Origin of the sequence: Dorea longicatena (assembly GCF_024168045.1) — a bacterium.
In the GTDB taxonomy this organism is placed as follows: Bacteria; Bacillota; Clostridia; order Lachnospirales; family Lachnospiraceae; genus Dorea_A.
The window spans coordinates 719335-742387 of sequence record NZ_CP100126.1; the positions used below are offsets into that span (position 1 = coordinate 719335).

Sequence of the window (23053 nt, forward strand, 5' to 3'; positions counted from 1 at the left end):
GTCAGAAATCAGAAAAAATGAGTTGACATTTCGTGCAAGTGTTTCTATACTTAAACATGTAGATAAAACACGGGGAGCTTGTGTACAGGCTGAGAGGAAGTTAAGAACTTCGACCCATATACCTGATTTGGATAATGCCAACGTAGGAATGTATAACGTAGATTTTAGGAGAGATGCATTTAGTTGGTATCTCTCTTTTTGTTGCTATGTGACGTAAATCAGGAACAATAGAATATCGGATAAGTTGAGAGTGAACGAGAGTTCACGAAGGGGTGCACCACCACGGGTGTATTTACTTCGTGAACTCTTTTTTATCTGACAAGTACTTTTGAAAGTATGATCCGGGAAAGGAGAACGCATGATTATCGTAAATGGAAAAGAAATCAATCTGACAGAGGATACGACTGTTGCAGAATATCTGGAACAGAATCAGTATCAGGTAAAAAGAATCGCTGTAGAGTTAAATGGAGATATTCTTCCGAAATACAGCTATTCCGATACCATGTTAAAAGACGGCGACCGTCTGGAAGTTGTGACATTCGTGGGAGGAGGCTAACATTCATGGAAGAAACCGGATTAGAAAATATGACGGAGAATACAGAGAAAGAAAAAGTACTTAGTAAAGAAGCGATTGTGGCAGCACTAAATGAGAGACATTCTCCGGAGAAACAGAAACTTCTGTCAGCGGGGAGGGTTGCGATTGCCGGGCTTGGCGGATTGGGGTCAAACGTGGCATATGCACTTGCAAGAATCGGAGTCGGCCATCTGCATCTGATTGATTTTGATGTGGTGGATATCACGAATCTGAACCGGCAGCAGTATTTTATGGAGCATATCGGGATGTATAAGACAGATGCGCTGAAATCATTATTGTTAAAGATCAATCCATATCTGGATATCGATACAGATTGCGTAAAAGTCACAGAAGAAAATCTTACGAAATTATTTTGTGACGACCTGATTGTGTGTGAAGCATTCGATAATCCAGAAGCGAAAGCAATGCTGGTAAATGGAATACTGGAACATTTTCCGGAAAAGAAACTGGTATCGGCAACCGGTATGGCAGGATACGGAAGCAGTAATACGATTCGCACACAGAAGTTAATGAAGAACTTTTACCTGTGCGGAGACCGCGAGACGGCACCAACGTATGGAAATGGTCTGATGGCACCGAGAGTGGCAATCTGTGCAGCGCATGAAGCAAATATGATCACACGTCTGATTCTTGGGGAAGAAGATGTGTAAAAAACATTATAGAAAAGACAAATAATAAGAAAGAAGGATTGGATTATGGACAACACAGAAATAAAGAAAGCGGATACATTTACCCTTGGAGGAAAAGAATTTACGTCCCGTTTTATACTTGGTTCAGGAAAATTTTCACTGGATTTGGTGAAAGCATGTGTGGAAAAAGCAGGGGCACAGATTATCACACTGGCACTCCGTCGTGCAAATGAAGGCGGTCTGGCAAATATTCTGGATTATATTCCGGAAGATGTGACACTTCTTCCGAATACATCAGGAGCCAGAAATGCAGAAGAAGCAGTACGTATTGCCAGACTTTCCAGAGAAGTCGGATGTGGAAATTTCGTCAAAGTGGAAGTGGTAAGAGATTCGAAATATCTCCTTCCGGATAATTATGAGACGATCAAAGCTACAGAAATTCTTGCAAAAGAAGGATTCGTGGTTATGCCGTACATGTATCCAGATCTGAATGCTGCAAGAGATCTTGCAAATGCCGGTGCAGCATGTATCATGCCGCTTGGCGCACCGATCGGATCAAATAAAGGGCTTAGCACAAAAGACTTTATTCAGATCCTGATCGATGAGATCGATCTGCCAATCATCGTAGATGCCGGAATCGGACGTCCGTCCCAGGCATGCGAGGCAATGGAGATGGGAGCAGCCGCAGTTATGGCAAATACAGCAATTGCGACTGCGGGAGATGTACCGGCGATGGCAGAAGCATTTAAGAAAGCAATCGAAGCGGGCAGAAGTGCGTACCTTTCCGGACTTGGAAGAACGATTGAGCGTGGTGCAAGTGCATCTTCACCGCTGACCGGATTTCTGCAGGATTAGGAGGCACGACAAATGGGAACAAATCATGAAGATACACATATTAATGAAAGCATTCTAAGTGAGGCGATTCTGGAAGACCAGAAGAAGAACCGGATCGATCACATGACCTATCTTCCAGGCATGGAGGATATCGGATCAGAAATACTCGACCAGGTCGTGGCAGCCATGGAGGCTTATGATTATAATACATATACAGCAGAAGATGTAAAACGTGCACTGGCACATGCAGAGCGCACACCGGAAGATTTTCAGGCGTTATTGTCACCGGCAGCACTGCCATTTCTGGAGGAAATAGCGCAGGCAGCGCAGATCGAGACGAGAAAACATTTTGGTAACAGTGTCTATATGTTCACACCAATCTATATCGCAAATTATTGCGAGAACTATTGCATTTACTGTGGTTTTAATTGCCATAACAAAATCAACCGTGCACAGTTAAATGCGGAAGAGATCGAAAAAGAGATGGCGGCGATCGCTGAGACAGGTCTGCAGGAAATCCTGATTCTGACAGGAGAAAGCCGTAACAAATCTACAGTAGAATACATCGGTGAAGCATGTAAGATCGCCAGAAAATATTTTAAAGTTATTGGTCTGGAGGTTTATCCGGTAAATTCAGACGAATACGCATATCTGCATGAATGTGGGGCAGATTATGTAACGGTATTCCAGGAGACATACAATTCGGATAAATATGAGACACTTCATCTTGCGGGACATAAGAGAATCTATCCATATCGTGTCAATGCACAGGAAAGAGCATTGAAAGGCGGCATGCGCGGAGTCGGATTCGGTGCACTTCTGGGGTTGGATGATTTCAGAAAAGATGCATTTGCGACCGGATATCATGCTTACTTATTACAGAGAAAATATCCACATGCAGAGATCGCATTTTCCTGTCCGAGACTTCGTCCGATCATCAATAATGACCGGATCAATCCGATGGATGTGCATGAGCCGCAGCTTCTGCAGGTAGTGTGTGCATACCGCCTGTTTATGCCATTTGCAAGCATCACGGTTTCGACACGAGAGTGTGAAAGAGTCCGCGATAATCTGGTAAGTATTGCAGCAACGAAGATATCTGCTGGTGTAAGTACCGGTATCGGAAGTCATGTAGAAGATATCGAAGACAAGGGTGACGATCAGTTTGAAATCTCGGATGGACGTTCGGTGGATGAGGTCTATCAGGCACTTCTGAAACACAATCTTCAACCGGTGATGAGTGATTATATCTATGTGTAACAGGGAGCATCTTGTGTTAAAAACATGCCGAATACAGCTGAAAGGAGTTGTCAGTGATAAAATCTGTAAACAATCAGAACTTTAAAATCATTGCAGTCAGCAATCGGAAATTATGCAACCGCCCGTTTTTAGAGCAGATAGAAAGAGTCTGCAAGATACATCCGGAAGCTGTGATCTTAAGAGAAAAAGATCTGACAGAAGAGGAATATGGGACATTGGCAAAAGAAGTAATGAATATTTGCAGCCGTTATCAGGTGTCTTGTATTCTTCATAATTTCTGGAAGACTGCACTAGAACTGGGATGTACATCTGTACATCTGCCACTTCCAATTTTGCAAAAAATAACTGATGAAGAAAAGAAAAAATTTACAAAGATTGGAATTTCTATACATTCTGTAGAAGAAGCGAAAGAAGCAGAGCAATTGGGAGCTTCCTATCTTACGGCAGGGCATATCTATGCGACAGATTGTAAGAGGGGATTACCGCCAAGAGGATTGGGATTCTTAAAAGAAGTTTGCCGGGAAGTCAGCATTCCGGTGTATGGAATAGGCGGAATAAAGTTCGATGAAGAACAGTGGAATGATATGAAAAAATGTGGAGCAGTTGGTGGATGTGTTATGTCCGGAATGATGGAAATATAGTAATCGAAATAAAACAGCTCATTTTTAAAAGAGCAGGAAAGCCTTCTGAGTCGGTACTCGGAAGGCTTTTGCTTTGCACTGGCATATAAGTGCATATCAGATAGTACTTTACAAAATTATTTCTAAGTGTTATATTAATACAAAAATGAATAGTTCAAAATTGAAATAAAAAGGAGAGCTACATATATGAACACAGGAATCGAATTTGCAGAAAAGCTGTCAAAGGCATACAGTGAGACCTGCAAACCGTTATGTCATGAACTGAATATTCCACAGACCGCATTTGACATCTTACTTTTCCTGGCGAACAACCCAGAATACAAAACTGCCAGAGACATCGTAGAAATACGAAAAATTAAAGCCAATCTTGTATCGGTAAATGTGGATAAACTTGTGAATGAAGGCTATCTGGAGCGGAAAAGTGTAGAAGGTGACCGAAGAAAAGTCAATCTGATCTGTACAGAAAAGTCAAAAGAGATTATCCAAGAAGGACAGAAACTTCAGCAGTCGTTCGTTGAAAAACTATTTGAAGGAATGGATGAAGATACAAGAAAAGCACTTCAAAAAGGAATGGCGCATATGGAAGCGAATATAGAGAAGATGTTGGAGGAAAAGAACTAGATGAATACAATATTAATGATTATCGTAACATTTTTCGCGGGGATGGGAGCCGGACTCGGAACCGGATTTGCAGGAATGAGTGCGGCGGCAGTGATCAGTCCGATGCTGATCACATTTCTTGGAATGGATCCATATATGGCAGTCGGAATTGCACTTTCATCAGATGTACTTGCAAGCGCAGTATCTGCCTATACATATGGAAAGAATAAGAATCTGGATGTGAAGAATGGTCTGATCATGATGGTCAGCGTACTTGCCTTTACCGTTGTGGGAAGTTATGTGTCCAGTCTGGTACCATCTACAACGATGGGAAATTTCTCGGTATTTATGACATTCTTGCTCGGCATTAAGTTCATCGTAAAACCTGTCATGACAACAAAAGAAGCTATGGAAAAAGTATCGCCGAAGAAACGTGCAGTACAGTCGTTAATCTGTGGTGTCATGATCGGATTTATCTGTGGATTTATCGGTGCCGGAGGCGGTATGATGATGCTTTTGATCCTGACCTCTGTCCTGGGCTATGAGCTTAAGACGGCGGTAGGAACGAGTGTGTTCATCATGACATTTACTGCCTTTACCGGTGCAGTTTCGCATTTTGCAATCGGGGGAATGCCGAATATAGCGGTGTGGATCTTATGTATTGTGTTCACACTGTTGTGGGCAAGGATTGCGGCAGTATTTGCGAATAAGGCAACACCGAAGACATTGAACCGGGCGACGGGTGTGATATTAGTGGTTCTTGGGATTGTGGTTATGGCGTTTTCTATTTTAAATTAATAGAGAGCAGGAAGAAATTAATATTATAGGAGAGAATAAAAGGTATTAATAGAAAAATAATATGATGTTTTGTTTATTATGCATTCTACAGGGACTGCCGGTGGCAGGTCCTGTAGAAAGAAAAACATTGCTCATGATTCTTTAATATTTCCCTTTTCTATATTTTCTTTGAGTATCTGGTCTGTTACTTTATATAAAGTCTCAGATCCCAGCTGCGTTTTCTGTTGTCTTCCGTATACCTGTTCGGAAGTAACCTGATGCTCACGCCAGTCGCCACCGCCGTTACTGTTATTGAGAAGCAATGGCTGCAGGTTATCCAGGGAATGTGCAAATTTGGATTCTGGTGTCTGGTAATTTTCGAATTCATCAAAGAGTGCAGTCAGTTCTTTTTTCTGATCTTCTGGTAACAGTGAGAAAATCCGTTCTTTGGCAGCATCTTCACGTGCTTTCTGCGTCTTTAATCCTTCTGTATCGTAGGCATAAGTATCTCCGGCGTCAATTTCCACAATGTCATGGATCAGGCACATGATCATAACTTTTGCGATATCGACGGGTTCATTGGCATAATCTTTTAACAGGTATGCCATAATTGCCATATGCCAGGCATGTTCCGCATCGTTTTCACGTCTTCCGTGTCCGGAAAGGTGGGTTTGTCTTAATATATTCTTTTCTTTATCAATTTCGAGAATGAAATCAAGTTGTTGTTTTAATCTTTCGTCCATGATAATTCCTCCTTGTGCGTTCAGTACGAACAAACTATAAGATAGTATAACATAAAAGAAAGCATAATGAAAAGCAAAAACACAGTAAACATATAAAACATATTGACTTAATAGGAAAACAGTGTTAAACTTCAATTATTGAAAGATAAAAGAGAGAAAAGCTCAGAAGGCAGGTGCAGGAAGTAATGAAACAGATATTATGCTTTGGGGATTCGAATACGTGGGGATTAGATGGAGAGACCGGAAAGCGTTTTCCGTGGGAAGAACGATGGACCGGAATCTTACAGGAAAAACTGGCGGACCGAGATATTAGAATTGTTGAGGAAGGTCTGTGTGGAAGAACGACCATATTTGAAGATCCGCTTCGCCTGGGAAGACGGGGAACAGAATTGCTTCCGACATTATTGGAGACGCACACGCCGGATGCAGTCGTGTTGATGCTTGGAACGAATGACTGCAAAACCATATTCGGAGCGTCAGCAGAAATCATCGGAAAAGGAATTGCCAGGTTACTGGAGCAGATCAATCAGTATACAGATAAGATGAAGGTTCTTGTGATATCTCCGATCTATCTGGGAGAAAAGGTATGGCAGGACGGATATGATCAGGAATTTTCGCTAGAATCTGTAGAAGTATCAAAGAAATTAGAACCGGTATATGAAAAAGTGGCCGGAAAGTATGGCAAACGATTCATGCGGGCAGCAGATTATGCGAGTCCGTCGGAAGCAGATCAGGAGCATATGGATGGACAGAGTCATAAAATTCTTGCAGATGCGATTTATAGAAAATTAGAAGCAGAGATTTTATAGAAAAGATAAAAATCCGTTGTCAGTCAATGGTATGTCCTGTTTTACTGGAGTTCCGGTAAAGGGAACATATCAGGATAAGACAACGGATTTTCTGCTATCTTTTGGATGTAACTTCTGCAACGGATTTTCCGGTGATCAATTCCATTACCGTACTTTTGGCATCGATAGCGGTAAACACTCCTGCAAGAATGAAAATGGCTCCGAGATATCCCATCTCCGTGAGCTTCTCATGCAGGAAGATGAAGGAAAAAATCGCTGCAAAGATCGGTTCCAGGGAGAACAGGAATCCGGTATTCTCCGGTGTTGTATATTGCTGCACAACAGTTTGTACAACGAATCCGTAAGCTGAGGACAAAAGAGCAAGTCCAAGAACGGAGATCCAGTCCAACGCGGTGCTCGGAAATATCGGGGATCCGAACACCAGCAGACCGATTATGGAATAAAGACAGGTAAAGCCCTGCTGGTAGACTCCGAGTGCAAGTGGATCTACCTGTCTGGTAAAATAGCTGTTTAATACAATATTGATTGAATAACTGAAAGCCGAAAGCATACAAAGCAGCGTTCCGGGCTTGACAGCAAATATATCACCGCCGTTGATCAGTACCATTCCGATTAATACGATAATGATTCCAAGCCTGACATGATGCTCCGGAAGTCTCCGGGAAATAACTGCATGAATGACCGGAACAAGCACAACGGTGGTGCTGAGGATGAATCCACTCTGAGAAGCAGTGATTGTATTTAATCCGTAAAGGATTGGCGTAAGGTTTGTAAAAAGCAGAAAGCCGGTGATGGCACTGTAGAGTAAAAGTCTTTTATTAACTTTCAGTAACCTTTTGAAAAATATAAGTACCAGAATCAGAAATGCGATTCCTGTACGCAGAGCCATCAGCATCAGAGGGGAAAGTCCCTCAATTCCAAGTTTCATAAATATATAAGAAGTTCCCCATGCCATAGAGCAGGTTGTAAGAATCAGATTGGCTTTTTTTGTCGACATAATCGGCGATTCCTCCTATGTAATAGTTTTCTTGTTTTTTATTATATAGTAGAATAGAATATAAGTAAAATTCATATTTATCATGATGAGAATAAGAAAACAAAATATTTTGAAAAATAATCAAAAAAGACATAAGGAGAATGTAGAATCATGAGATATTCAAAATATACAATTTTCTTAAAAGTAGTGGAATTAGAGAGCTTTTCAAAAACAGCAGATTTTTATAAATACTCTCAGTCAGCAGTCACACAGATTGTGAAGTCTCTGGAAACGGAACTTCAGATGACATTATTAAAACGAAGTCACGCAGGAGTGTGTCTGACTTCAGACGGAGAACAGCTCATCCCCTATATATGGGAACTGGCAATGGCAGAAGAAAGAATGTGGGAAAAAGCCGGAGAAATCACAGGAATGGACCGGGGACTGATCCGGATCGGGGTATTCAGCAGTATTGCGTGTCACTATCTGCCGGGGGTGATGAAAGAATTCCGAAAATTATATCCGGGAATTGATTTTGAACTGCATACGGGAGATTATTCCAAAATCGAGCAGTGGATTGCTGAGGGGCTGGTAGATTTCGGATTCCTGATCCGGCCGGTGCGGACGGACTATGATACCATTGACATTATGACGGATGAAATGCTGGCCGTTCTTCCAGAAAAGCATCCAATGACAGAAAAAACAGAGATTCCATTAAAAGCATTTGAAGACGAGTCGGTTATATTACTTCAGGAGGGCGGCAATCAGGAGATTGAAGAGCATTTCAGGAAGAATAAGATCGCACCGCACATTTCTTATTATTCCGGGGACGATTATGCAGTGATGTCTATGGTGGAAAACGAGCTGGGAATCGGGATACTGTCGGAACTGGTGATGAAAAGATGCGATTATCATATCGTAACAAGAAGTCTGAAACCGGAGCTGCACCGGGAGATTGTGATCGCGGTAAAGAATGAGAAGAATGCTTCAGTAGCGGTGAAGAAATTCCTGCAGTTTGTAAGAAAAAGGGAAAATCCTTGATTCGTGTATTTTTAAGTAATAAAATATGGAGAAGTGGATAGTGTATATCTATAAATAACAACATTTCAGAAAGGGAGCCTTAGAAATTGCTGGAAAAATTAAGAGAACTTGGAATCAGAGATGAGCTGATCCGTGAGATAACAGAATATAGGGAAACATACCCGGTAGAACAAGAATATGGTTCAAGAATTCCGAAACTGGAACAATTTTACTATGGAAAAGAAGTCTGGGAGCAGGCAATTACCGCAATTTTGTGTGGAGAGAATATTCTGTTGGCAGGTCCGAAAGCAACGGGAAAGAGTCTGTTTGCAGAGAATCTGGCGGGAGTATTTGCAAGACCACGGTGGGATGTGTCGTTTCATGTGAATATGGATGCAGCTTCATTGATTGGTATGGATACATTCCGTGGGGGAGAGGTATCTTTCAGACCGGGGCCGGTGTATACAGCGGCAAAAGCCGGTGGATTTGCCATATTAGATGAGATCAACATGGCAAAAAGTGAAGCAATGGCAGTACTTCATGCGACACTGGACTTCCGGCGGACAATTGATGTTCCAGGATACGAACGTATGGAATTACATCCGGCGACAAGATTCATTGCAACGATGAATTACGGATATGCGGGTACAAAAGAACTGAATGAAGCACTGGTATCCAGATTTGTCGTAATCCAGATGCCGATGATTTCAAAGGAAAGTCTGATTAAATTAATAAGAAAGCATTACCCGGACATCAGGGAAGAAGGAGCAGGAGAACTGACATTTATGTTTCTGGAATTACATAAGAAATGTGAAAATGGAGAGATATCTTCCAAGGCTCTGGATCTGCGTGGTCTCTTAGGAGCAGTCGGTCTGATGGAAAAAGGACTTGATATATTTACGGCACTGGATATGGGAATTACCAATAAAACATTTGATACCTATGAACAGACCCTGATTCGTGATACGATCCGTACAAGAATCTCGAAGAAAACGGTGAAGAAAGATTTGTTTGTGAAGTAGCAGGAAAGTAGTGTGTTATAGCATGGCGGAAATAGAAGAACAAGAATTAAGAGAAGCAAAAAGAGCATGCAATTTTATATGGGCGGCGGCAGAAAATTATGAACTTGAACCACTTTTCCTTGCATTTGCATCGAACGGAACGGCAGATATGTATCTGAATCTGATTATCGGTCTGACTTACAAATGGTACGATCAGGAGAAAATAGATGATTTTTTTAATCAGCTGGGAGGAAAAGACCGGGAACTGTATGAAGGTCTTCTTTGGATCGGACTTGAGAATGCATTGTACCAAAAAGAAAGAAAAATAAGATCAGTAATGGAAGAACTGCGAAGGGAGTATGCGCTGGATAATCTGAACCGTTACAGGAATTATAAAGAATATGCAAGGATAGAACAAATCCGGAATGCACATTGCAGAGAAATTTTGGGACAGCCATCCGAACTAACTACAGAGGAGGAAGAACTGCTGCATGCATTTTCCTATACGGAAGAGATGACAACGGATGAGATTCTGGAACAGACACGAGAGAATCTGTGGAAATATTTTTCTTATCGTCCGTCAAAAGCTGCGAAAAAAAAAAGGTGTTTACTTTCTTCAGAAAGTTGCCGGAGCATTCCATTCTGTTGGAAAAGTGAGTGCCACATATGTACGGGCGAAGCATTATGAAGATAAAGACGTTGGCAGTGAGGAAAAAACAGGAGTTATAGAGCGGTCAAAGCATTATCTGGTGCAGTTCTCATTAAAAAATGATCCGGGGGAGGCAAGAATATATGTAGAAGCCTGCTTTGGCAAGAATATGTACCCGCAGACTGAGCAGGAAAGAATAGAGCGGGAGATATGTGTGGATAAACATAAGAATTGTCATGTACTCTTTACAAGAGGAAGATCAGGATGGAAAGAAAAGCAGAAGAGCGAAACAAAATTAAAAGAACTTTCGGAAATAGAAAGAAAACGAGAACGACAGGAAATCCTGGAATTTCAAAAAGAATCTGCCCAACAATATGAGAGAAATAAACAGTATTATGAGAAGAATCGTGTAATATACAGAAACAGTATAAGAAAACTTACAGAGAAATTACGCATCTGTCTGGAGACACAGGACGAGACATTTCCAGAAATGGCAACGCACGGGAAGATCAATCCGAGAGAAGTATGGAAAGCAGTTTATCTGGATAATCCAAGAGTATTCGAACGGAAAGAAGAAGTGGAGATTCCGGGATTTTCAGTCGATATGCTGATCGATGCATCGTCTTCCAGAAAGCAGATGCAGGAACAGATTGCGGCGCAGGCATATGTCCTGGCAGAAAGTCTGGAAGAGTGTGGAATACCGGCACAGATATATTCCTATTGCAGTATCCGGGGCTTTACGGTGATGCGGATCTTTAAAGATTATGAAGAAGAAAAGGTTGGAAATGAATTATTCGGATATGTTGCGGCAGGAAATAACCGGGACGGACTGGCTCTGCGTGCAGCAGGATATTTGATGGAAGCAAGTAAGAAAGCAAAAAGAATTTTACTTGTACTGACGGATGCAAACCCTATGGACGACCAGAATATCGGTGAGGGAGCTTTTTATACGAACAAGGAATATACTGATCAGCCGGCAATAGAGGATACAGCAAGGGAAGTTCAGAGGTTAAAGCAAAAAGGAATTCAGGTCATAGGAATCTTCATGGGAAGTGCAAAATCCAGAGAGGCAGCAAGAGAGATATTCGACCGAGAACTGGTACAGATTCAGAATATTAATGATTTTGCCGGGGCAGTGGGGCGAGTGCTGGGAGAAGTGATGACGCCATAGGGGACGTGAAAAAGTGGCTTTTTCAGTGTCCCCTATGGCTTACAAAGCACATATATTAATAACAAAAGCATCTGGAGTTAATGTATGACCAGTCAGAAACTAGAAAATCTTTTAAATCTTGCACTGAATTCCGCGGAAGATGAGCGGGAAAAATCCTTGAATTTAAATGTTGGATATGATCCGCTTGACCGGGAATGGGATCTGATCATCAAATATTCCGTAAATCTAGACCGAGTCAGGAAGATAGCATCCAAAGTAACAGAACTTCAAAATGAATATGCAGTCATCCGAATTACAGAATCCCGAATCGACATCTTATCGGGAATTCCGGAAGTTGAATATGTAGAAAAACCAAAACGGCTGTTTTTTCAGGCGGCAGAAGGAAGGCGTGTGTCTTGTATCAATGCGGTACAGGATACACGCCTTTCTCTGTATGGACAGGGAATATTGGTTGCAATCATAGATTCGGGAATCGATTATGCGAATATAGATTTTCGAAATGCGGACGGAAGCACGAGGATTCGGTATCTGTGGGATCAGTCTCTGAATCCGGCAGATGGGGAAACAGCACCGGTTGGATACAGCATCGGTGTGGAGTATACGAAAGGACAAATAGATGAAGCATTAAATGCACAAACTGTATCAGAACAGAGAAGGCTTGTGAGAAGCCAGGACATTTCCGGACACGGTACGGCAGTGGCGGGAGTAGCAGCAGGAAATGGAAGTAACAGTGGAGGACGTTATGCCGGAGTTGCCATGCAGAGTGAATTGATCGTTGTAAAACTTGGTAATCCCATACAGGAAGGATTCCCAAGAACGACAGAGCTAATGATGGGGATCGATTATATAATAAGAAAGGCACTGGAGCTTCGGATGCCTGTAGCTGTGAATATCAGTTTTGGAAATACATACGGCGGACATGACGGGACGACACTTCTGGAGCGGTATATCGATGATGTGTCCAATATATGGAAGAGTGTATTTTGCATCGGAACCGGAAATGAAGCGGCAAGTGCCGGGCATACTTCCGGTAGAATTATTTCAGAAGGAGAAGAGACAATCCAGCTTGCAATTCAGAGCAGACAGTCATCGATCAGTATCCAGATATGGAAAGAATATACGGATCAAATAGAGATTTCGATCATCAATCCTTCGGGAGTGCGGGTCGGACCGGTACCGGAGATATTGGGACCACATCGCTTCCGAATTGGTCAGACAGAAATACTGCTTTATTATGGAGAACCAAGTCCTTACAGCATTTCCCAGGAAATCTATATAGATCTGCTTCCGGTAGAAAGTTATCTGACAGAAGGAATATGGAGAATTGTTCTAAGTGCCGGGAAGATCGTGACAGGACAATATGAAATGTGGCTTCCAAGCGACAATGTATTGAACCGTGGAACAGGATTCTTGTTTCCAACAGATGCTACGACGCTCACAATTCCATCTTCTGCCAGCCGTGCAATATCCGTAGGAGCATATGACGCAAGGACATTTGCATATGCGGATTTTTCGGGAAGAGGATTTACCAGACTTACAAATATGGTGAAACCGGATCTTGTGGCACCGGGAGTGGAAGTTATGACAACAACAGTAGGCGGAGGATATGCGGCATTTACAGGAACATCCTTTGCCACGCCATTTGTGACAGGAAGTGCAGCGCTTTTGATGGAATGGGGGATTGTGAGAGGAAACGATCCATATCTATATGGGGAAAAGGTGAAGGCGTATCTGAGACGTGGAGCGAAAAAAGTACCGGGATTTGACGAGTATCCGAATGAGGAAGTGGGGTATGGGGCGTTATGTACAGCACAAAGTATTCCCCAAATATGAAAAACGGCTGATTTGAAAAAGTAAATTTCAGTGCCCGAGTAATAAGGATAAAAGGTACATTTTTTTTGTAGGATAATGTTTCCAAAAGTGCTAAAATAAAATTATCATACATAAGCGAGGCGTAAAACAATGAAAAAAATCAAGTGGGGCGTTATAGGAACTGCCGGAATTGCCAGAAGTTGTACCATTCCGGGAATGATACAGGCATACAACTGCGAATTATATGCAATTGCCGGAAGAAGCATAGACAAAGCTGAACAATTTAAAGAAAAATTCGGATTTGAGAAAGCCTATGGAAGTTATAAAGAATTGTTGGATGATCCGGAAGTGGAAGCGGTATATATTGCGCTGCCAAATACTTTACATTATGAGTGGGCCGCGAAAGCTATGAAAAGCGGTAAACATGTACTGTGTGAAAAGCCGCTTGCACCGTGTGAAAAGCAGGTAAAAGAATTATTTGAAACAGCAAAAGAGAATCATGTATATCTTATGGAAGCTTTTGCGTATCAGCACAGTCCATATATCACTGCAATTAAGAAAGAGATAGAAGATGGAACGATAGGAGAAGTTTGTTATATAGATTCCGCATTTATCACATCGGATTATAATAAGGAAAATATCCGGATGAGACGGGAGACTCTTGGAGGGTGTACATACGATCTTGGAGTATATAACACAAGCCTGACGTTAGGACTTCTGAATGAAGAACCAGAAAAAGTCGAGGCTTCCGCAATCTTTTCGGAAGAAAAGATCGATAAGCTGACTTCTGTAGTCATGGAATTCGCAGATGGAAAGAAAGCAGCATTTACCTGTGGCATGACGCTTGCAACGAATCAGGACAGGAGACTGGACTGTCTGGAGATAGATGGAACGAAGGGAAGTATTACCGGAACCAAATTTGCATTCAATGGTGATGGAGAATTAAGCTATACGATTCGTACGGATGAGGGGCAGGAAGAAGTAAAGACGGTAGAAGTTCCACAGAATTATCGCCTGGAGGTAGAACAATTCGGCAGATGCATCGATGAAAATGAGATTCCGGCGGTTACGGAAGAATTTTCGCTGAAAAATGTGAGACTTGTTGAGAGGATTCTGGAGGAAATCGGATATTAAGATGAAAAAGAATGAAAAGATCAGGACGCCGTTAGGAATTATTTCTGTTTTCAAGAATGAAATACCTGAAAGATATCATTGTGTAGTGGAACCGGAGATTTTACGTATCAGTGAGACGCATATAAGGATTCTGACAATAGATCAGGCCGTATCCTGGGGAGAAGAAGTGTATTCACCAAGACTTCATCAGAACTGTATGAATCCTGAAAATATTACACTATATCCACTGGAGATTGAGTGGAATGGGGATAAAGTTACGGTTTCAGATCATTATGGGATGAAAAAGTGGATAACCGGGGAAAAGTTACCGGAAATTCAAGACTGGAATTTAAAACTGAAAAAATTAAGATGTAATCCTTGCAGAAACTGTGGAAGATGTTAGAAAGCGAAAGAAAAGAGGAAAAATATGAATTATTCAGAATGTATAGAAAATGCAAGAACACGTATTGGAAATTATTGTAAGGCCTGTCCGGAGTGTAATGGACGCGCCTGCAAGAATCAGATGCCTGGACCTGGGGCAAAGGGAATCGGAGATACAGCTATCCGTAATTATGATAAATGGAAAGAAATCCGTGTTCAGATGGACACAATTGCAGAAAACAAACCGGTGGATACATCCCTGGAGCTCTTCGGAAAGAAGTTTTTATATCCATTTTTTGCAGGACCGGTTGGTGCAGTGGGATTACATTACGGCGACTGTCTGGATGATGTGAGATATAATGATATTCTTGTGTCAGCATGTGCAAAATACGGGATTGCCGCATTTACAGGAGATGGTCTCGACAGTAATGTGATGGTTGCTGCGACAAAAGCAATCGGGAAAACAGACGGAATCGGAATCCCGACCGTGAAACCATGGAACATAGATACCGTTGCAGAAAAGATGAAGATGGTTCAGGAATCAAAGGCATTTGCAGTGGCAATGGATGTTGATGCAGCAGGACTTCCATTTCTTAAGAACATGGAGCCGCCGGCAGGAAGTAAGACAGTGGAGGAACTTGGAGAGATCGCAAAGATTGCAGGAATACCATTTATTGTAAAAGGTGTTATGACAGTCAGAGGAGCCCTGAAGGCAAAAGAGGCCGGGGCATCTGCAATTGTAGTATCGAATCATGGAGGACGTGTGCTGGATCAGTGCCCGGCGACAGCAGAGGTGCTGGAAGAGATCGCCAGGGCAGTAGGGGATTCCATGAAGATATTTGTAGATGGCGGAATCCGGAGTGGTGTAGACGTATTCAAGGCCCTGGCACTCGGAGCAGATGCAGTCATCATTGCAAGACCATTTGTGACTGCCGTTTATGGAGGTGCGGAAGAAGGCGTAAAGTCTTATATAGATAAGATTGGAACAGAGCTGGAAGACACGATGAAAATGTGCGGGGTAACGAGTCTCAAAGAGATCACCAAAGCGTCTGTCTGGATGAAATAATTACCAGATTCCCATGATATGCTGCATTCCGAGACTTACGATGGTAATTCCGATCCAGCAGCATCCACCGAGCATAAGTGGTTTTCCGCCGGATTTAATCAATTTCACAACATTGCTGTTAAGTCCGATCGCAGCCATAGCCATAATGATAAAGAATTTCGACAATTCTTTTAACGGAGCAAATACGTCTGCACTGACCCCCATAGTCATACATACAGTTGTGATCACAGCTGCAATGATGAAGTATAAGATGAACATAGGAAATGCTCTCTTTAAGCTGAATTTGTTTGATGCTGAGTCAGCATTTCCGGATTTTGCAGCAGATTTCGCACGGATCAGGGATAATACCAGTGTGATCGGAATAATTGCCAGTGTACGTGTAAGCTTTACGGTCACGGCTGTATTCAGTGTTTCACTTCCGAGCTTCCACATACTGTCCCAGGTAGAGGCGGCAGCGGTGACCGAAGAAGTATCATTAATAGCGGTTCCGGCAAATAATCCGAAGGAGCTTCCACTTGTAGTGTCAAAGCCAAGTGCACTTCCAAGTACAGGGAAAAGTACGGCAGCGATAACATTAAAGAAGAAGATTACAGAGATTGCCTGTGCAACTTCAGTATCATCTGCATCGATGACCGGTGCAGTGGCAGCGATCGCAGATCCTCCGCAGATGGACGAGCCGACCCCTACGAGAATCGAAGTATTCGATGGGACATTCATGATCTTGCGGAGAACCCACGCAATGATCAGAGAAGTACTTATCGTACATACGATGATCGGAAGGGATTGCTTTCCAGTCTGTAGAATAACACCAAGATTCATTCCAAATCCAAGCAGTACAACAGCTGTCTGTAAAATAATCTTAGAAGTCCATTTGATACCTGATTCGGCTTTTCCTTTATTGGTCCATACTAGTGTAATCAGCATTCCGGCCAGGATCGCGATGACAGGTCCGCCGATAACCGGGAAAGCCTTTCCAAGAAGCCATGATGGAATCGCAATCACAAAACAAACCAGTATACCGTTTAGGTTTTTGTTAAAAAAATTCATGTTTTTTCCTCTTTCTCATTCTTTTATTGGTTCATACGGGTTTCCACTAGAGATTATAACACTGGATAACAATAATAAATAATTATATAATATTATCGAATGATAATAAAAAATTATTAAAAAATCAAATTGACAATGAAAGGAAAAAGATTATGCTGGATTTTAGAACAGATACATTCCTTGCGGTATGTGATACAATGAATTTCACAGAGGCAGCAAGAAGGTTACATATTACGCAACCGGCAGTTTCGCAACATATTCATTTCTTTGAAAAGGAATATGATGTCAAATTGTTTTCTTATTGTAATAAACAGTTGTATCTGACTCAGGAAGGAGAGATACTTAGAAAACGGCTGATGACAATGAAAAATGATCAGCTGGCAATTATGAATGAGATAAGAAATGAATCCCATAAGATGGAATCACTTTCCATAGGAGTTACGATGACGATTGGAGAATATGCAATTGTAGATAAAATAGCAGATTTCCTGATCAGCCATCCGGAGATAAACCTGCATATACATTATGGAAATACAACGCAGCTGTTGACATTGCTTGATGAAGGAAGGATTAATCTTGCGCTTGTAGAGGGCAATTATCCGAAGGAAAATTATGAACATAAAAATTACAGTACGGAAGAGTATATAGCAGTTTGTGCCAGAGAGCACACATTCAAAGAAAAATTTCCAGAAACAATGCAGGAACTGGTGAAGGAGCGCCTGATTGTACGTGAACCGGGATCCGGGACAAGAAATATTTTAGAGGAGTTACTTCTTGCAAGAGGAATGGGGATAAAAGATTTTCTCCATTATACAGAAGTGGAAAATATGCATACAATTATCGGGCTTTTAAAAAGAGATTGTGGAATTTCATTTATGTATAAGATTGCAGTAGCGGATGAACTTAAGAATGGAACATTGAAAGAAATCAGACTTTCAGATTTTAAAATGCAGCATGCTTTTGATTTTATCTGGGAAAAGGGCAGTATTTATACAGAAAAATATATTGGAATATGTGAGGAACTTCTGAAAAAAGAGAATATCATATATTGATTAGTTGTACTTATCGATAATGAAAGAAAGTATAAATCAGGAAGGATGGGAATCATATGATGACAAGAGAAGAAGCATTAGCATACGGAATGTCTTTTGACAATGTATATGAAGAAAAGCCATTCCGTGATCCAAACTGGCAGCTGGTGCGGATCAAAGGAAGTAAAAAAACATTTCTGTGGATCTATGAACGGGAAGGCTATATCAATCTGAATGTCAAAGTGAATCCGGAGTGGAGAGACTTCTGGCGCTCGACGTATGAGTCAGTGACGGCCGGGTATCATCTGAATAAAGAACATTGGAATACGATCATTCTGGATGGGACTGTTCCGGAAAAAGAGATTAAAAGAATGATCGCAGAAAGCTATGATCTGGTTACGGACAGTCCGACAAAAAGAATTTACGAAGCAGTGAAGCGTATTCCAAAAGGGCATGTGGCAACTTATGGGAAGATCGCAGAGATGGCGGGAGACCCCAGAATGGCAAGAGCCGTGGGCAATGCACTGCATAAGAATCCGGATCCGGAACATATTCCATGCTTCCGTGTGGTCAATGCGAAAGGAGAACTGGCCGGGGCATTTGCGTTTGGTGGAGAGGATGTGCAGGCAGAACTTCTTCGGGCGGATGGAGTTGAAGTGATAAACGGCCGGGTAAATCTGGAAAAATACGGAATAAAAGCTGCCAGTGGCAGGCTCCCAGAGATTTGAACGCCATGTATGATAGACCAGAGGGAGAGTGGGAAAATAACTTTTTCTATATTCCAGGTGGAATAGTATGAAGCGAAGGAACAGGGAGACGATACATTGTACTGTCACCTTGTGGATTCGGAGCTGCAGGTAAAATAAAAAAAGAAAAGAAGATAAAAATGAAACAGATTGCAAAGAAAATAACAGAATATGTAAAGAAAAGTAAAAGAGCAAAGCTATATGGAGTATTTGGTCTGATATATTTGATTGCAGTCATATTTGTCATGAATGACGCATGGCTGTATCAGACACCAATTGCAAAGCTGACAAAAGTAGAGACAAGCGTGGCAGGAGAAAGCAAAAGTACCCGTGGAACACAAGAAATCAAATATAAGCAAAAGATCCGGGGGGTGATATTAAATGGAACGAATAAAGGGAAAATCGTTGATTTTTCTAATGAATATACCTATACAGGAATGTTAAAGCAGAAATATCACAAAGGGGATAAGGTATTGCTGAACGGGTCTGAAAATAATGTGGGATCCAGTATACAGTGTGTAAAAAGAGATACGGAACTTATTATTTTGCTTGGTCTTTTAATATTGGTATTGATGATGATTGCGGGAAAGAAAGGCTTGCTTACAATTGTGACAGTGGGAATCAATATTGTGATATTTACAGCAGGATTCCTAAAAAGCGGTGATGATGCGGATGTTGTAGCAATCTGTAATAAAATGGTAATCTTTTTTGCAATTGCTACATTGATCGGATTAAATGGAATTCACAGGAAAACATGGGCGGCATTATTGTCAACTATATGTGTATTGGCAATGATCATGGGAATATTTGATGTGGTGATCAGTCATAGTGCTGAATTGGATTATTCTACTATGGAATATTTGGGGAGCATTGATAATCCGGATGAGATTTTTCATGCAGAGATTTTGCTATCAGGACTTGGAGCAATCATGGATGTTGCAGTGGCAATTGCTGTCGCATTGAGTGAAATTGTTACGAAGCGGCCAGAAGTTACATTTCGGGAGTTATTCCGATCCGGAAGAGAGATAGGATATGATATTATGGGAACGATGATCAATGTATTATTGTTCGTGTTTGGCTGTGGCTTGATTCCGATGTGCGTGATCAGGATGAATAACAGTGTCCGGTTTATGACGATTATAAAATTACATATTCCGTGTGAATTATGCAGATTCTTCATAGAGAGTATTGGAATTGTACTGGCAATACCAGTATCTATACTGATCACATCTGTGATGATGAAATTAACGATAAGGAAGGTGAAGAAGACATGTTGATGATACTGGGATTGATTCTGTTATTTTTGATCATGATTATTGGCGGGGACAGAGGTGTGATATCATTGATAGCACTGGTTGGAAATATGTTGCTGCTTAGCCTGGCTATCTGGCTGATGGCAGCGGGAGCACCGGTACTTCTGGTTACGATCGGAATGGGAATCATCATTTCATGTGTAACATTATTTTATCAAAATGGTACCAATGAAAAGACGAAGAGTGCATTTGCAGCAGTATTGATTACAATGACGGTCCTGTTTTTCTTTATCTATATAGTGGTGTGGAGAAGTGAGACAGGAGGACTGAATGAAATCCAGGCTGCGGAAGATGATGTATTATATTATAATATGAATCTGGACATTAATATGAGAAATGTTGCGACAGCCGTGATCATACTCAGTACGTTGGGAGCTGTGTTAGATATGGCACTTACGGTTACAACTTCCGTTTACGAGGTCAGTATTCACAAACCGGAGATGAAACTGACAGAACTTGTAGAAAGTGGAATGCGGATTGGAAGAGAAGTAATCGGGACAACGGTGAATACATTGCTATTTGCGTATCTTGGAGAATCACTATTATTATTTTCTTATCTGAAGATGCAGGATTATACACTGGAAACATTATTAAATTCGAAAATATTATTTCAGAACTGTGTATCTATGATATTTGGTGCGATTGCCTGTGTGGTGGTGATGCCGGTTGCGGCGGTATTGGTTGGCAGGCATTTGCCCGGGTATAATCATTAACTGATTATATCCGGAGCATTATTTTGGCAGAAAAAATACCATCTTCATAGGTAAAGTCACAGGCACCGCCGTTTTTGGCGGTAATGTGGCGGACAGATTCGATTCCTATGCCGTTTCCGGAGCGTTTGGAGGATTGGAAAATATTGTTTTCTTGCTGTATTTTACCATCGAAGGTATTCTCCACATGAATCAGAAGCAGGTGATTATGGTGGGGATAAACCTCCGCATTAATCTTTCTGCGGGCGGGCTCTGTTTTCACACTTGCCTGGATGGCATTTTCCAGTAGATTGGAAAATACAAGGCACAGATTAATCTCATCTATGGAAAGATCAGTGGGCAGGGAAACCAGTGCATGAAAAGGAATATTTTCTTTTTGGGCAAGGGTGGAATAATATCCGAAAACACTGTCAACAGCCTGATTTTCACAGAAATGGAGGTTATAGTCAGAAATTTTTTCGGTTGTAGCGGATAGATATTTTTTAATCTTTTCCATGTCACCCTGCTCTGCCAGAGAGGACAGTTGGACAAAATGATGACGGATGTCGTGACGCGCCTGTTTTGCTTCTTCAATGGCCATACAGAGATTCTCGTATCTTTCCTGCTGAAGGGAAAGAAAATGGTTCTCCTGCTGAAGTCTGGCATTTCTGTTCAGGCTGACCGCCATCATGAGAAACATGACATAAAACAGGAGCAGGATTATGAGCAGTACAAGACTTAAAACAATATAACACTGCAGGACCCGCCCGGTATATAAAGTGCTGCGGTATTTAGGAATCATAAAAAGATTCACTCCGATGAAGATTACCGGAAGGATCCAGAATACATACCAGGTTTGGGCAAAGTTTTCGTCTGCGATCATTGTCTGAACACAGTGGCGGGCAGGATACCAGGCTGCCAGAACAAACAGCAGGCAGATGACGTTATAGAAAATTCCGGCACTGGTACGAAACCACAGCTCATTTTCTGTAATATGCAGGTCAGCAGTAATAAGTGCATTGACTGCCCGGGAAAGACTATTGACACATGCAAAAACGGCAAAGACTGCCAGAAAAATACTGACGGATTTCCAGACAGAGATTTTTAACGTTTTATGATAAATAAGCATAATAACAGGCAACAGAGGAAACAGGATCCATCTGGTGGGAAAGTGGAAGGTACAGCAAACTGCTCCTCCGAAAATACAGATTCCCAGGAGAAGAGGAAAAAGCCACGCTGTCAGCTTAAGCGGTGTCTGTCGCAGATAGCTTTTTACAGGCAGATATGACAGCAGTATGCCGGGAATGATTACGGAAAGTTCAAGTACAGGGCGAAGTATGTCAGTCATTTCAAGACCTCCTTTGGAACAGAAATTCCATAAATGTCTGTCTGGCGTTTTTGAGCAGCTTCCGGCTGACCGGGACATTGCTTCCGTTATCAAGGCAAAAACCTGATCCGTCAAAATCAACGGCATGCTCCAGATTGATCACGACACCTCGGTTACACTGATAGAAACGTGCGTCCATTTTCAGGGAGGTTATGAAGGAATCAAAGGACTGGCGGGTGACCAGCTCCCTTTCACCGGCAGTGTGGATGTGAATCATGTGAGAAAAATGCTCTGCGTAGATTATTTCCTGGAAAGGAATCTGAATATTACTGCCGTTTACCTTAACATCTATGTATTTTCCGGAATCCGGGATGCGGGAAAGGATTTCATCTGCCAGCGCGGAAATATCATTTTCACTGTAGGGCTTTACAAGATAGTGCAGAGCCCGGACCTGAAATCCCTCTAAAGCATGGTCAGTGGAAGTTGTTGTGAAGATCAGCAGACAGTCTGTGTCTGATCTGCGAAGTTCTTTTGCGATATCAATTCCATTGGCTCCATTCATATAAATATCCAGAAACACTACAGTGAAAGGGCATTCTTTCGCTGAAGTGAGGAATGTTTCTCCATTTTCATATTCAAATATATCTGTATGGACATTGCGTCTGGAAAACTGAGATTCCAGTCTGTTTCGCAACAGTGTCCGTTCGTCTGAAATATCATCAACAATTGCAATTTTCATAGTAGATCTTCCTTATATATATTTATAAAATTCCGCTTGCTGAGACTTTTTCATCTGTGTAATCTATAGCCGCAGACAGGCAAG

Annotated in this window: 25 protein-coding genes and 1 riboswitch; of the genes, 20 read left to right on the top strand and 5 right to left on the bottom strand. The window is 41.7% G+C overall.

What is annotated here, in order from left to right; translation table 11 throughout:
• Positions 1–60: 60 nt before the first annotated feature.
• A riboswitch (TPP riboswitch) is annotated at positions 61–166 on the top strand.
• 192 nt (positions 167–358) lie between these two features.
• From thiS to NKF87_RS03545, 7 genes are all read left to right on the top strand, one after another.
• A complete protein-coding gene (gene thiS, locus NKF87_RS03515; protein ID WP_006426437.1) occupies positions 359–556 on the top strand; it encodes a sulfur carrier protein ThiS in 198 nt (65 codons plus the stop codon).
• Between the two features lie 5 nt (positions 557–561).
• Positions 562–1245, top strand: coding sequence for a sulfur carrier protein ThiS adenylyltransferase ThiF (gene thiF / locus NKF87_RS03520; protein ID WP_081019671.1), 684 nt, complete (start codon positions 562–564; stop codon positions 1243–1245).
• Positions 1246–1290: 45 nt separating this feature from the next.
• On the top strand, positions 1291–2079 hold the full coding sequence (locus NKF87_RS03525; RefSeq protein ID WP_044924315.1) for a thiazole synthase: 789 nt from the start codon (positions 1291–1293) through the stop codon (positions 2077–2079).
• Between the two features lie 12 nt (positions 2080–2091).
• Positions 2092–3318 (top strand): 2-iminoacetate synthase ThiH, encoded by a 1227-nt coding sequence (gene thiH, locus NKF87_RS03530; RefSeq protein ID WP_117596845.1) that lies wholly within the window; start codon positions 2092–2094, stop codon positions 3316–3318.
• A 53-nt stretch (positions 3319–3371) separates the two neighbouring features.
• The gene (locus tag NKF87_RS03535; protein WP_237998311.1) at positions 3372–3959 is read left to right on the top strand and encodes a thiamine phosphate synthase; all 588 of its coding nucleotides are present in this window, start codon (positions 3372–3374) and stop codon (positions 3957–3959) included.
• 186 nt (positions 3960–4145) lie between these two features.
• Positions 4146–4580 (top strand): MarR family winged helix-turn-helix transcriptional regulator, encoded by a 435-nt coding sequence (locus tag NKF87_RS03540; protein ID WP_006426432.1) that lies wholly within the window; start codon positions 4146–4148, stop codon positions 4578–4580.
• Positions 4581–5357: a sulfite exporter TauE/SafE family protein gene (locus tag NKF87_RS03545; protein ID WP_055181668.1), complete on the top strand. Its 777-nt coding sequence runs from the start codon at positions 4581–4583 to the stop codon at positions 5355–5357. It abuts the gene before it with no gap.
• A 131-nt stretch (positions 5358–5488) separates the two neighbouring features.
• On the opposite strand, the gene NKF87_RS03550 is transcribed toward NKF87_RS03545, so the two are convergent.
• Entirely contained in the window at positions 5489–6079 is a 591-nt protein-coding gene (locus NKF87_RS03550) for an HD domain-containing protein (protein WP_117596848.1), read from the bottom strand.
• Positions 6080–6264: 185 nt separating this feature from the next.
• Between NKF87_RS03550 and NKF87_RS03555 the strand changes: the two genes are divergently transcribed.
• Positions 6265–6888 (top strand): GDSL-type esterase/lipase family protein, encoded by a 624-nt coding sequence (locus NKF87_RS03555; RefSeq protein WP_117596850.1) that lies wholly within the window; start codon positions 6265–6267, stop codon positions 6886–6888.
• 94 nt (positions 6889–6982) lie between these two features.
• Here NKF87_RS03555 and NKF87_RS03560 read toward each other — a convergent pair whose 3' ends face one another.
• Positions 6983–7885, bottom strand: a complete 903-nt coding sequence (locus NKF87_RS03560) for a DMT family transporter (RefSeq protein WP_055282371.1) — start codon at positions 7883–7885, stop codon at positions 6983–6985.
• 150 nt (positions 7886–8035) lie between these two features.
• Between NKF87_RS03560 and NKF87_RS03565 the strand changes: the two genes are divergently transcribed.
• The 8 genes from NKF87_RS03565 to NKF87_RS03600 all read left to right on the top strand — a co-directional run bounded on the left by NKF87_RS03565 (position 8036) and on the right by NKF87_RS03600 (position 16077).
• On the top strand, positions 8036–8905 hold the full coding sequence (locus tag NKF87_RS03565) for a LysR family transcriptional regulator (protein WP_117596853.1): 870 nt from the start codon (positions 8036–8038) through the stop codon (positions 8903–8905).
• Positions 8906–8991: 86 nt separating this feature from the next.
• Positions 8992–9906, top strand: coding sequence for an AAA family ATPase (locus NKF87_RS03570; RefSeq protein ID WP_022414970.1), 915 nt, complete (start codon positions 8992–8994; stop codon positions 9904–9906).
• Between the two features lie 22 nt (positions 9907–9928).
• A complete protein-coding gene (locus NKF87_RS03575) occupies positions 9929–10573 on the top strand; it encodes a hypothetical protein (protein WP_253583979.1) in 645 nt (214 codons plus the stop codon).
• Entirely contained in the window at positions 10539–11705 is a 1167-nt protein-coding gene (locus NKF87_RS03580) for a hypothetical protein (protein WP_253583981.1), read from the top strand. Before NKF87_RS03575 ends, NKF87_RS03580 begins: the two co-directional genes overlap by 35 nt.
• Before the next feature lie 84 nt (positions 11706–11789).
• Positions 11790–13538, top strand: coding sequence for a S8 family peptidase (locus NKF87_RS03585; RefSeq protein ID WP_195257119.1), 1749 nt, complete (start codon positions 11790–11792; stop codon positions 13536–13538).
• A 129-nt stretch (positions 13539–13667) separates the two neighbouring features.
• Positions 13668–14651: a Gfo/Idh/MocA family protein gene (locus NKF87_RS03590; RefSeq protein WP_253583982.1), complete on the top strand. Its 984-nt coding sequence runs from the start codon at positions 13668–13670 to the stop codon at positions 14649–14651.
• A 1-nt stretch (position 14652) separates the two neighbouring features.
• Entirely contained in the window at positions 14653–15033 is a 381-nt protein-coding gene (locus tag NKF87_RS03595; RefSeq protein ID WP_118309229.1) for a hypothetical protein, read from the top strand.
• A gap of 24 nt (positions 15034–15057) precedes the next feature.
• Positions 15058–16077 (top strand): alpha-hydroxy-acid oxidizing protein, encoded by a 1020-nt coding sequence (locus NKF87_RS03600; RefSeq protein WP_117596862.1) that lies wholly within the window; start codon positions 15058–15060, stop codon positions 16075–16077.
• On the opposite strand, the gene NKF87_RS03605 is transcribed toward NKF87_RS03600, so the two are convergent.
• Positions 16078–17124: a YeiH family protein gene (locus NKF87_RS03605; RefSeq protein WP_117596865.1), complete on the bottom strand. Its 1047-nt coding sequence runs from the start codon at positions 17122–17124 to the stop codon at positions 16078–16080.
• Positions 17125–17276: 152 nt separating this feature from the next.
• Between NKF87_RS03605 and NKF87_RS03610 the strand changes: the two genes are divergently transcribed.
• The 4 genes from NKF87_RS03610 to NKF87_RS03625 all read left to right on the top strand — a co-directional run bounded on the left by NKF87_RS03610 (position 17277) and on the right by NKF87_RS03625 (position 20927).
• Positions 17277–18176 (top strand): LysR family transcriptional regulator, encoded by a 900-nt coding sequence (locus NKF87_RS03610; protein ID WP_253583983.1) that lies wholly within the window; start codon positions 17277–17279, stop codon positions 18174–18176.
• A 56-nt stretch (positions 18177–18232) separates the two neighbouring features.
• Positions 18233–18883: a methylated-DNA--[protein]-cysteine S-methyltransferase gene (locus NKF87_RS03615; RefSeq protein ID WP_055282427.1), complete on the top strand. Its 651-nt coding sequence runs from the start codon at positions 18233–18235 to the stop codon at positions 18881–18883.
• Between the two features lie 158 nt (positions 18884–19041).
• Complete coding sequence (locus NKF87_RS03620; RefSeq protein WP_081021008.1) at positions 19042–20178, top strand: YibE/F family protein; 1137 nt, start codon at positions 19042–19044, stop codon at positions 20176–20178.
• On the top strand, positions 20172–20927 hold the full coding sequence (locus NKF87_RS03625; protein WP_253583985.1) for a YibE/F family protein: 756 nt from the start codon (positions 20172–20174) through the stop codon (positions 20925–20927). Before NKF87_RS03620 ends, NKF87_RS03625 begins: the two co-directional genes overlap by 7 nt.
• A 4-nt stretch (positions 20928–20931) precedes the next feature.
• Here NKF87_RS03625 and NKF87_RS03630 read toward each other — a convergent pair whose 3' ends face one another.
• Positions 20932–21786, bottom strand: coding sequence for an ATP-binding protein (locus tag NKF87_RS03630; RefSeq protein ID WP_253583987.1), 855 nt, complete (start codon positions 21784–21786; stop codon positions 20932–20934).
• Positions 21787–22252: 466 nt separating this feature from the next.
• On the bottom strand, positions 22253–22969 hold the full coding sequence (locus NKF87_RS03635; RefSeq protein WP_117596877.1) for a LytR/AlgR family response regulator transcription factor: 717 nt from the start codon (positions 22967–22969) through the stop codon (positions 22253–22255).
• Between the last annotated feature and the right edge of the window lie 84 nt (positions 22970–23053).

Excerpts from the sequence above, each read along its gene's own strand:
- NKF87_RS03540 (WP_006426432.1), top strand. The coding sequence starts at position 4,146 with ATGAACACAGGAATCGAATTTGCAGAAAAGCTGTCAAAGGCATACAGT.
- NKF87_RS03605 (WP_117596865.1), bottom strand. The coding sequence starts at position 17,124 with ATGAATTTTTTTAACAAAAACCTAAACGGTATACTGGTTTGTTTTGTG.
- NKF87_RS03595 (WP_118309229.1), top strand. The coding sequence starts at position 14,653 with ATGAAAAAGAATGAAAAGATCAGGACGCCGTTAGGAATTATTTCTGTT.
- NKF87_RS03550 (WP_117596848.1), bottom strand. The coding sequence starts at position 6,079 with ATGGACGAAAGATTAAAACAACAACTTGATTTCATTCTCGAAATTGAT.
- NKF87_RS03590 (WP_253583982.1), top strand. The coding sequence starts at position 13,668 with ATGAAAAAAATCAAGTGGGGCGTTATAGGAACTGCCGGAATTGCCAGA.
- NKF87_RS03635 (WP_117596877.1), bottom strand. The coding sequence starts at position 22,969 with ATGAAAATTGCAATTGTTGATGATATTTCAGACGAACGGACACTGTTG.
- thiH (WP_117596845.1), top strand. The coding sequence starts at position 2,092 with ATGGGAACAAATCATGAAGATACACATATTAATGAAAGCATTCTAAGT.
- NKF87_RS03555 (WP_117596850.1), top strand. The coding sequence starts at position 6,265 with ATGAAACAGATATTATGCTTTGGGGATTCGAATACGTGGGGATTAGAT.
- NKF87_RS03620 (WP_081021008.1), top strand. The coding sequence starts at position 19,042 with ATGAAACAGATTGCAAAGAAAATAACAGAATATGTAAAGAAAAGTAAA.
- NKF87_RS03630 (WP_253583987.1), bottom strand. The coding sequence starts at position 21,786 with ATGATCGCAGACGAAAACTTTGCCCAAACCTGGTATGTATTCTGGATC.
- NKF87_RS03615 (WP_055282427.1), top strand. The coding sequence starts at position 18,233 with ATGATGACAAGAGAAGAAGCATTAGCATACGGAATGTCTTTTGACAAT.
- NKF87_RS03545 (WP_055181668.1), top strand. The coding sequence starts at position 4,581 with ATGAATACAATATTAATGATTATCGTAACATTTTTCGCGGGGATGGGA.
- thiS (WP_006426437.1), top strand. The coding sequence starts at position 359 with ATGATTATCGTAAATGGAAAAGAAATCAATCTGACAGAGGATACGACT.
- NKF87_RS03600 (WP_117596862.1), top strand. The coding sequence starts at position 15,058 with ATGAATTATTCAGAATGTATAGAAAATGCAAGAACACGTATTGGAAAT.
- NKF87_RS03560 (WP_055282371.1), bottom strand. The coding sequence starts at position 7,885 with ATGTCGACAAAAAAAGCCAATCTGATTCTTACAACCTGCTCTATGGCA.
- thiF (WP_081019671.1), top strand. The coding sequence starts at position 562 with ATGGAAGAAACCGGATTAGAAAATATGACGGAGAATACAGAGAAAGAA.
- NKF87_RS03610 (WP_253583983.1), top strand. The coding sequence starts at position 17,277 with ATGCTGGATTTTAGAACAGATACATTCCTTGCGGTATGTGATACAATG.
- NKF87_RS03625 (WP_253583985.1), top strand. The coding sequence starts at position 20,172 with ATGTTGATGATACTGGGATTGATTCTGTTATTTTTGATCATGATTATT.
- NKF87_RS03575 (WP_253583979.1), top strand. The coding sequence starts at position 9,929 with ATGGCGGAAATAGAAGAACAAGAATTAAGAGAAGCAAAAAGAGCATGC.
- NKF87_RS03585 (WP_195257119.1), top strand. The coding sequence starts at position 11,790 with ATGACCAGTCAGAAACTAGAAAATCTTTTAAATCTTGCACTGAATTCC.
- NKF87_RS03565 (WP_117596853.1), top strand. The coding sequence starts at position 8,036 with ATGAGATATTCAAAATATACAATTTTCTTAAAAGTAGTGGAATTAGAG.
- NKF87_RS03525 (WP_044924315.1), top strand. The coding sequence starts at position 1,291 with ATGGACAACACAGAAATAAAGAAAGCGGATACATTTACCCTTGGAGGA.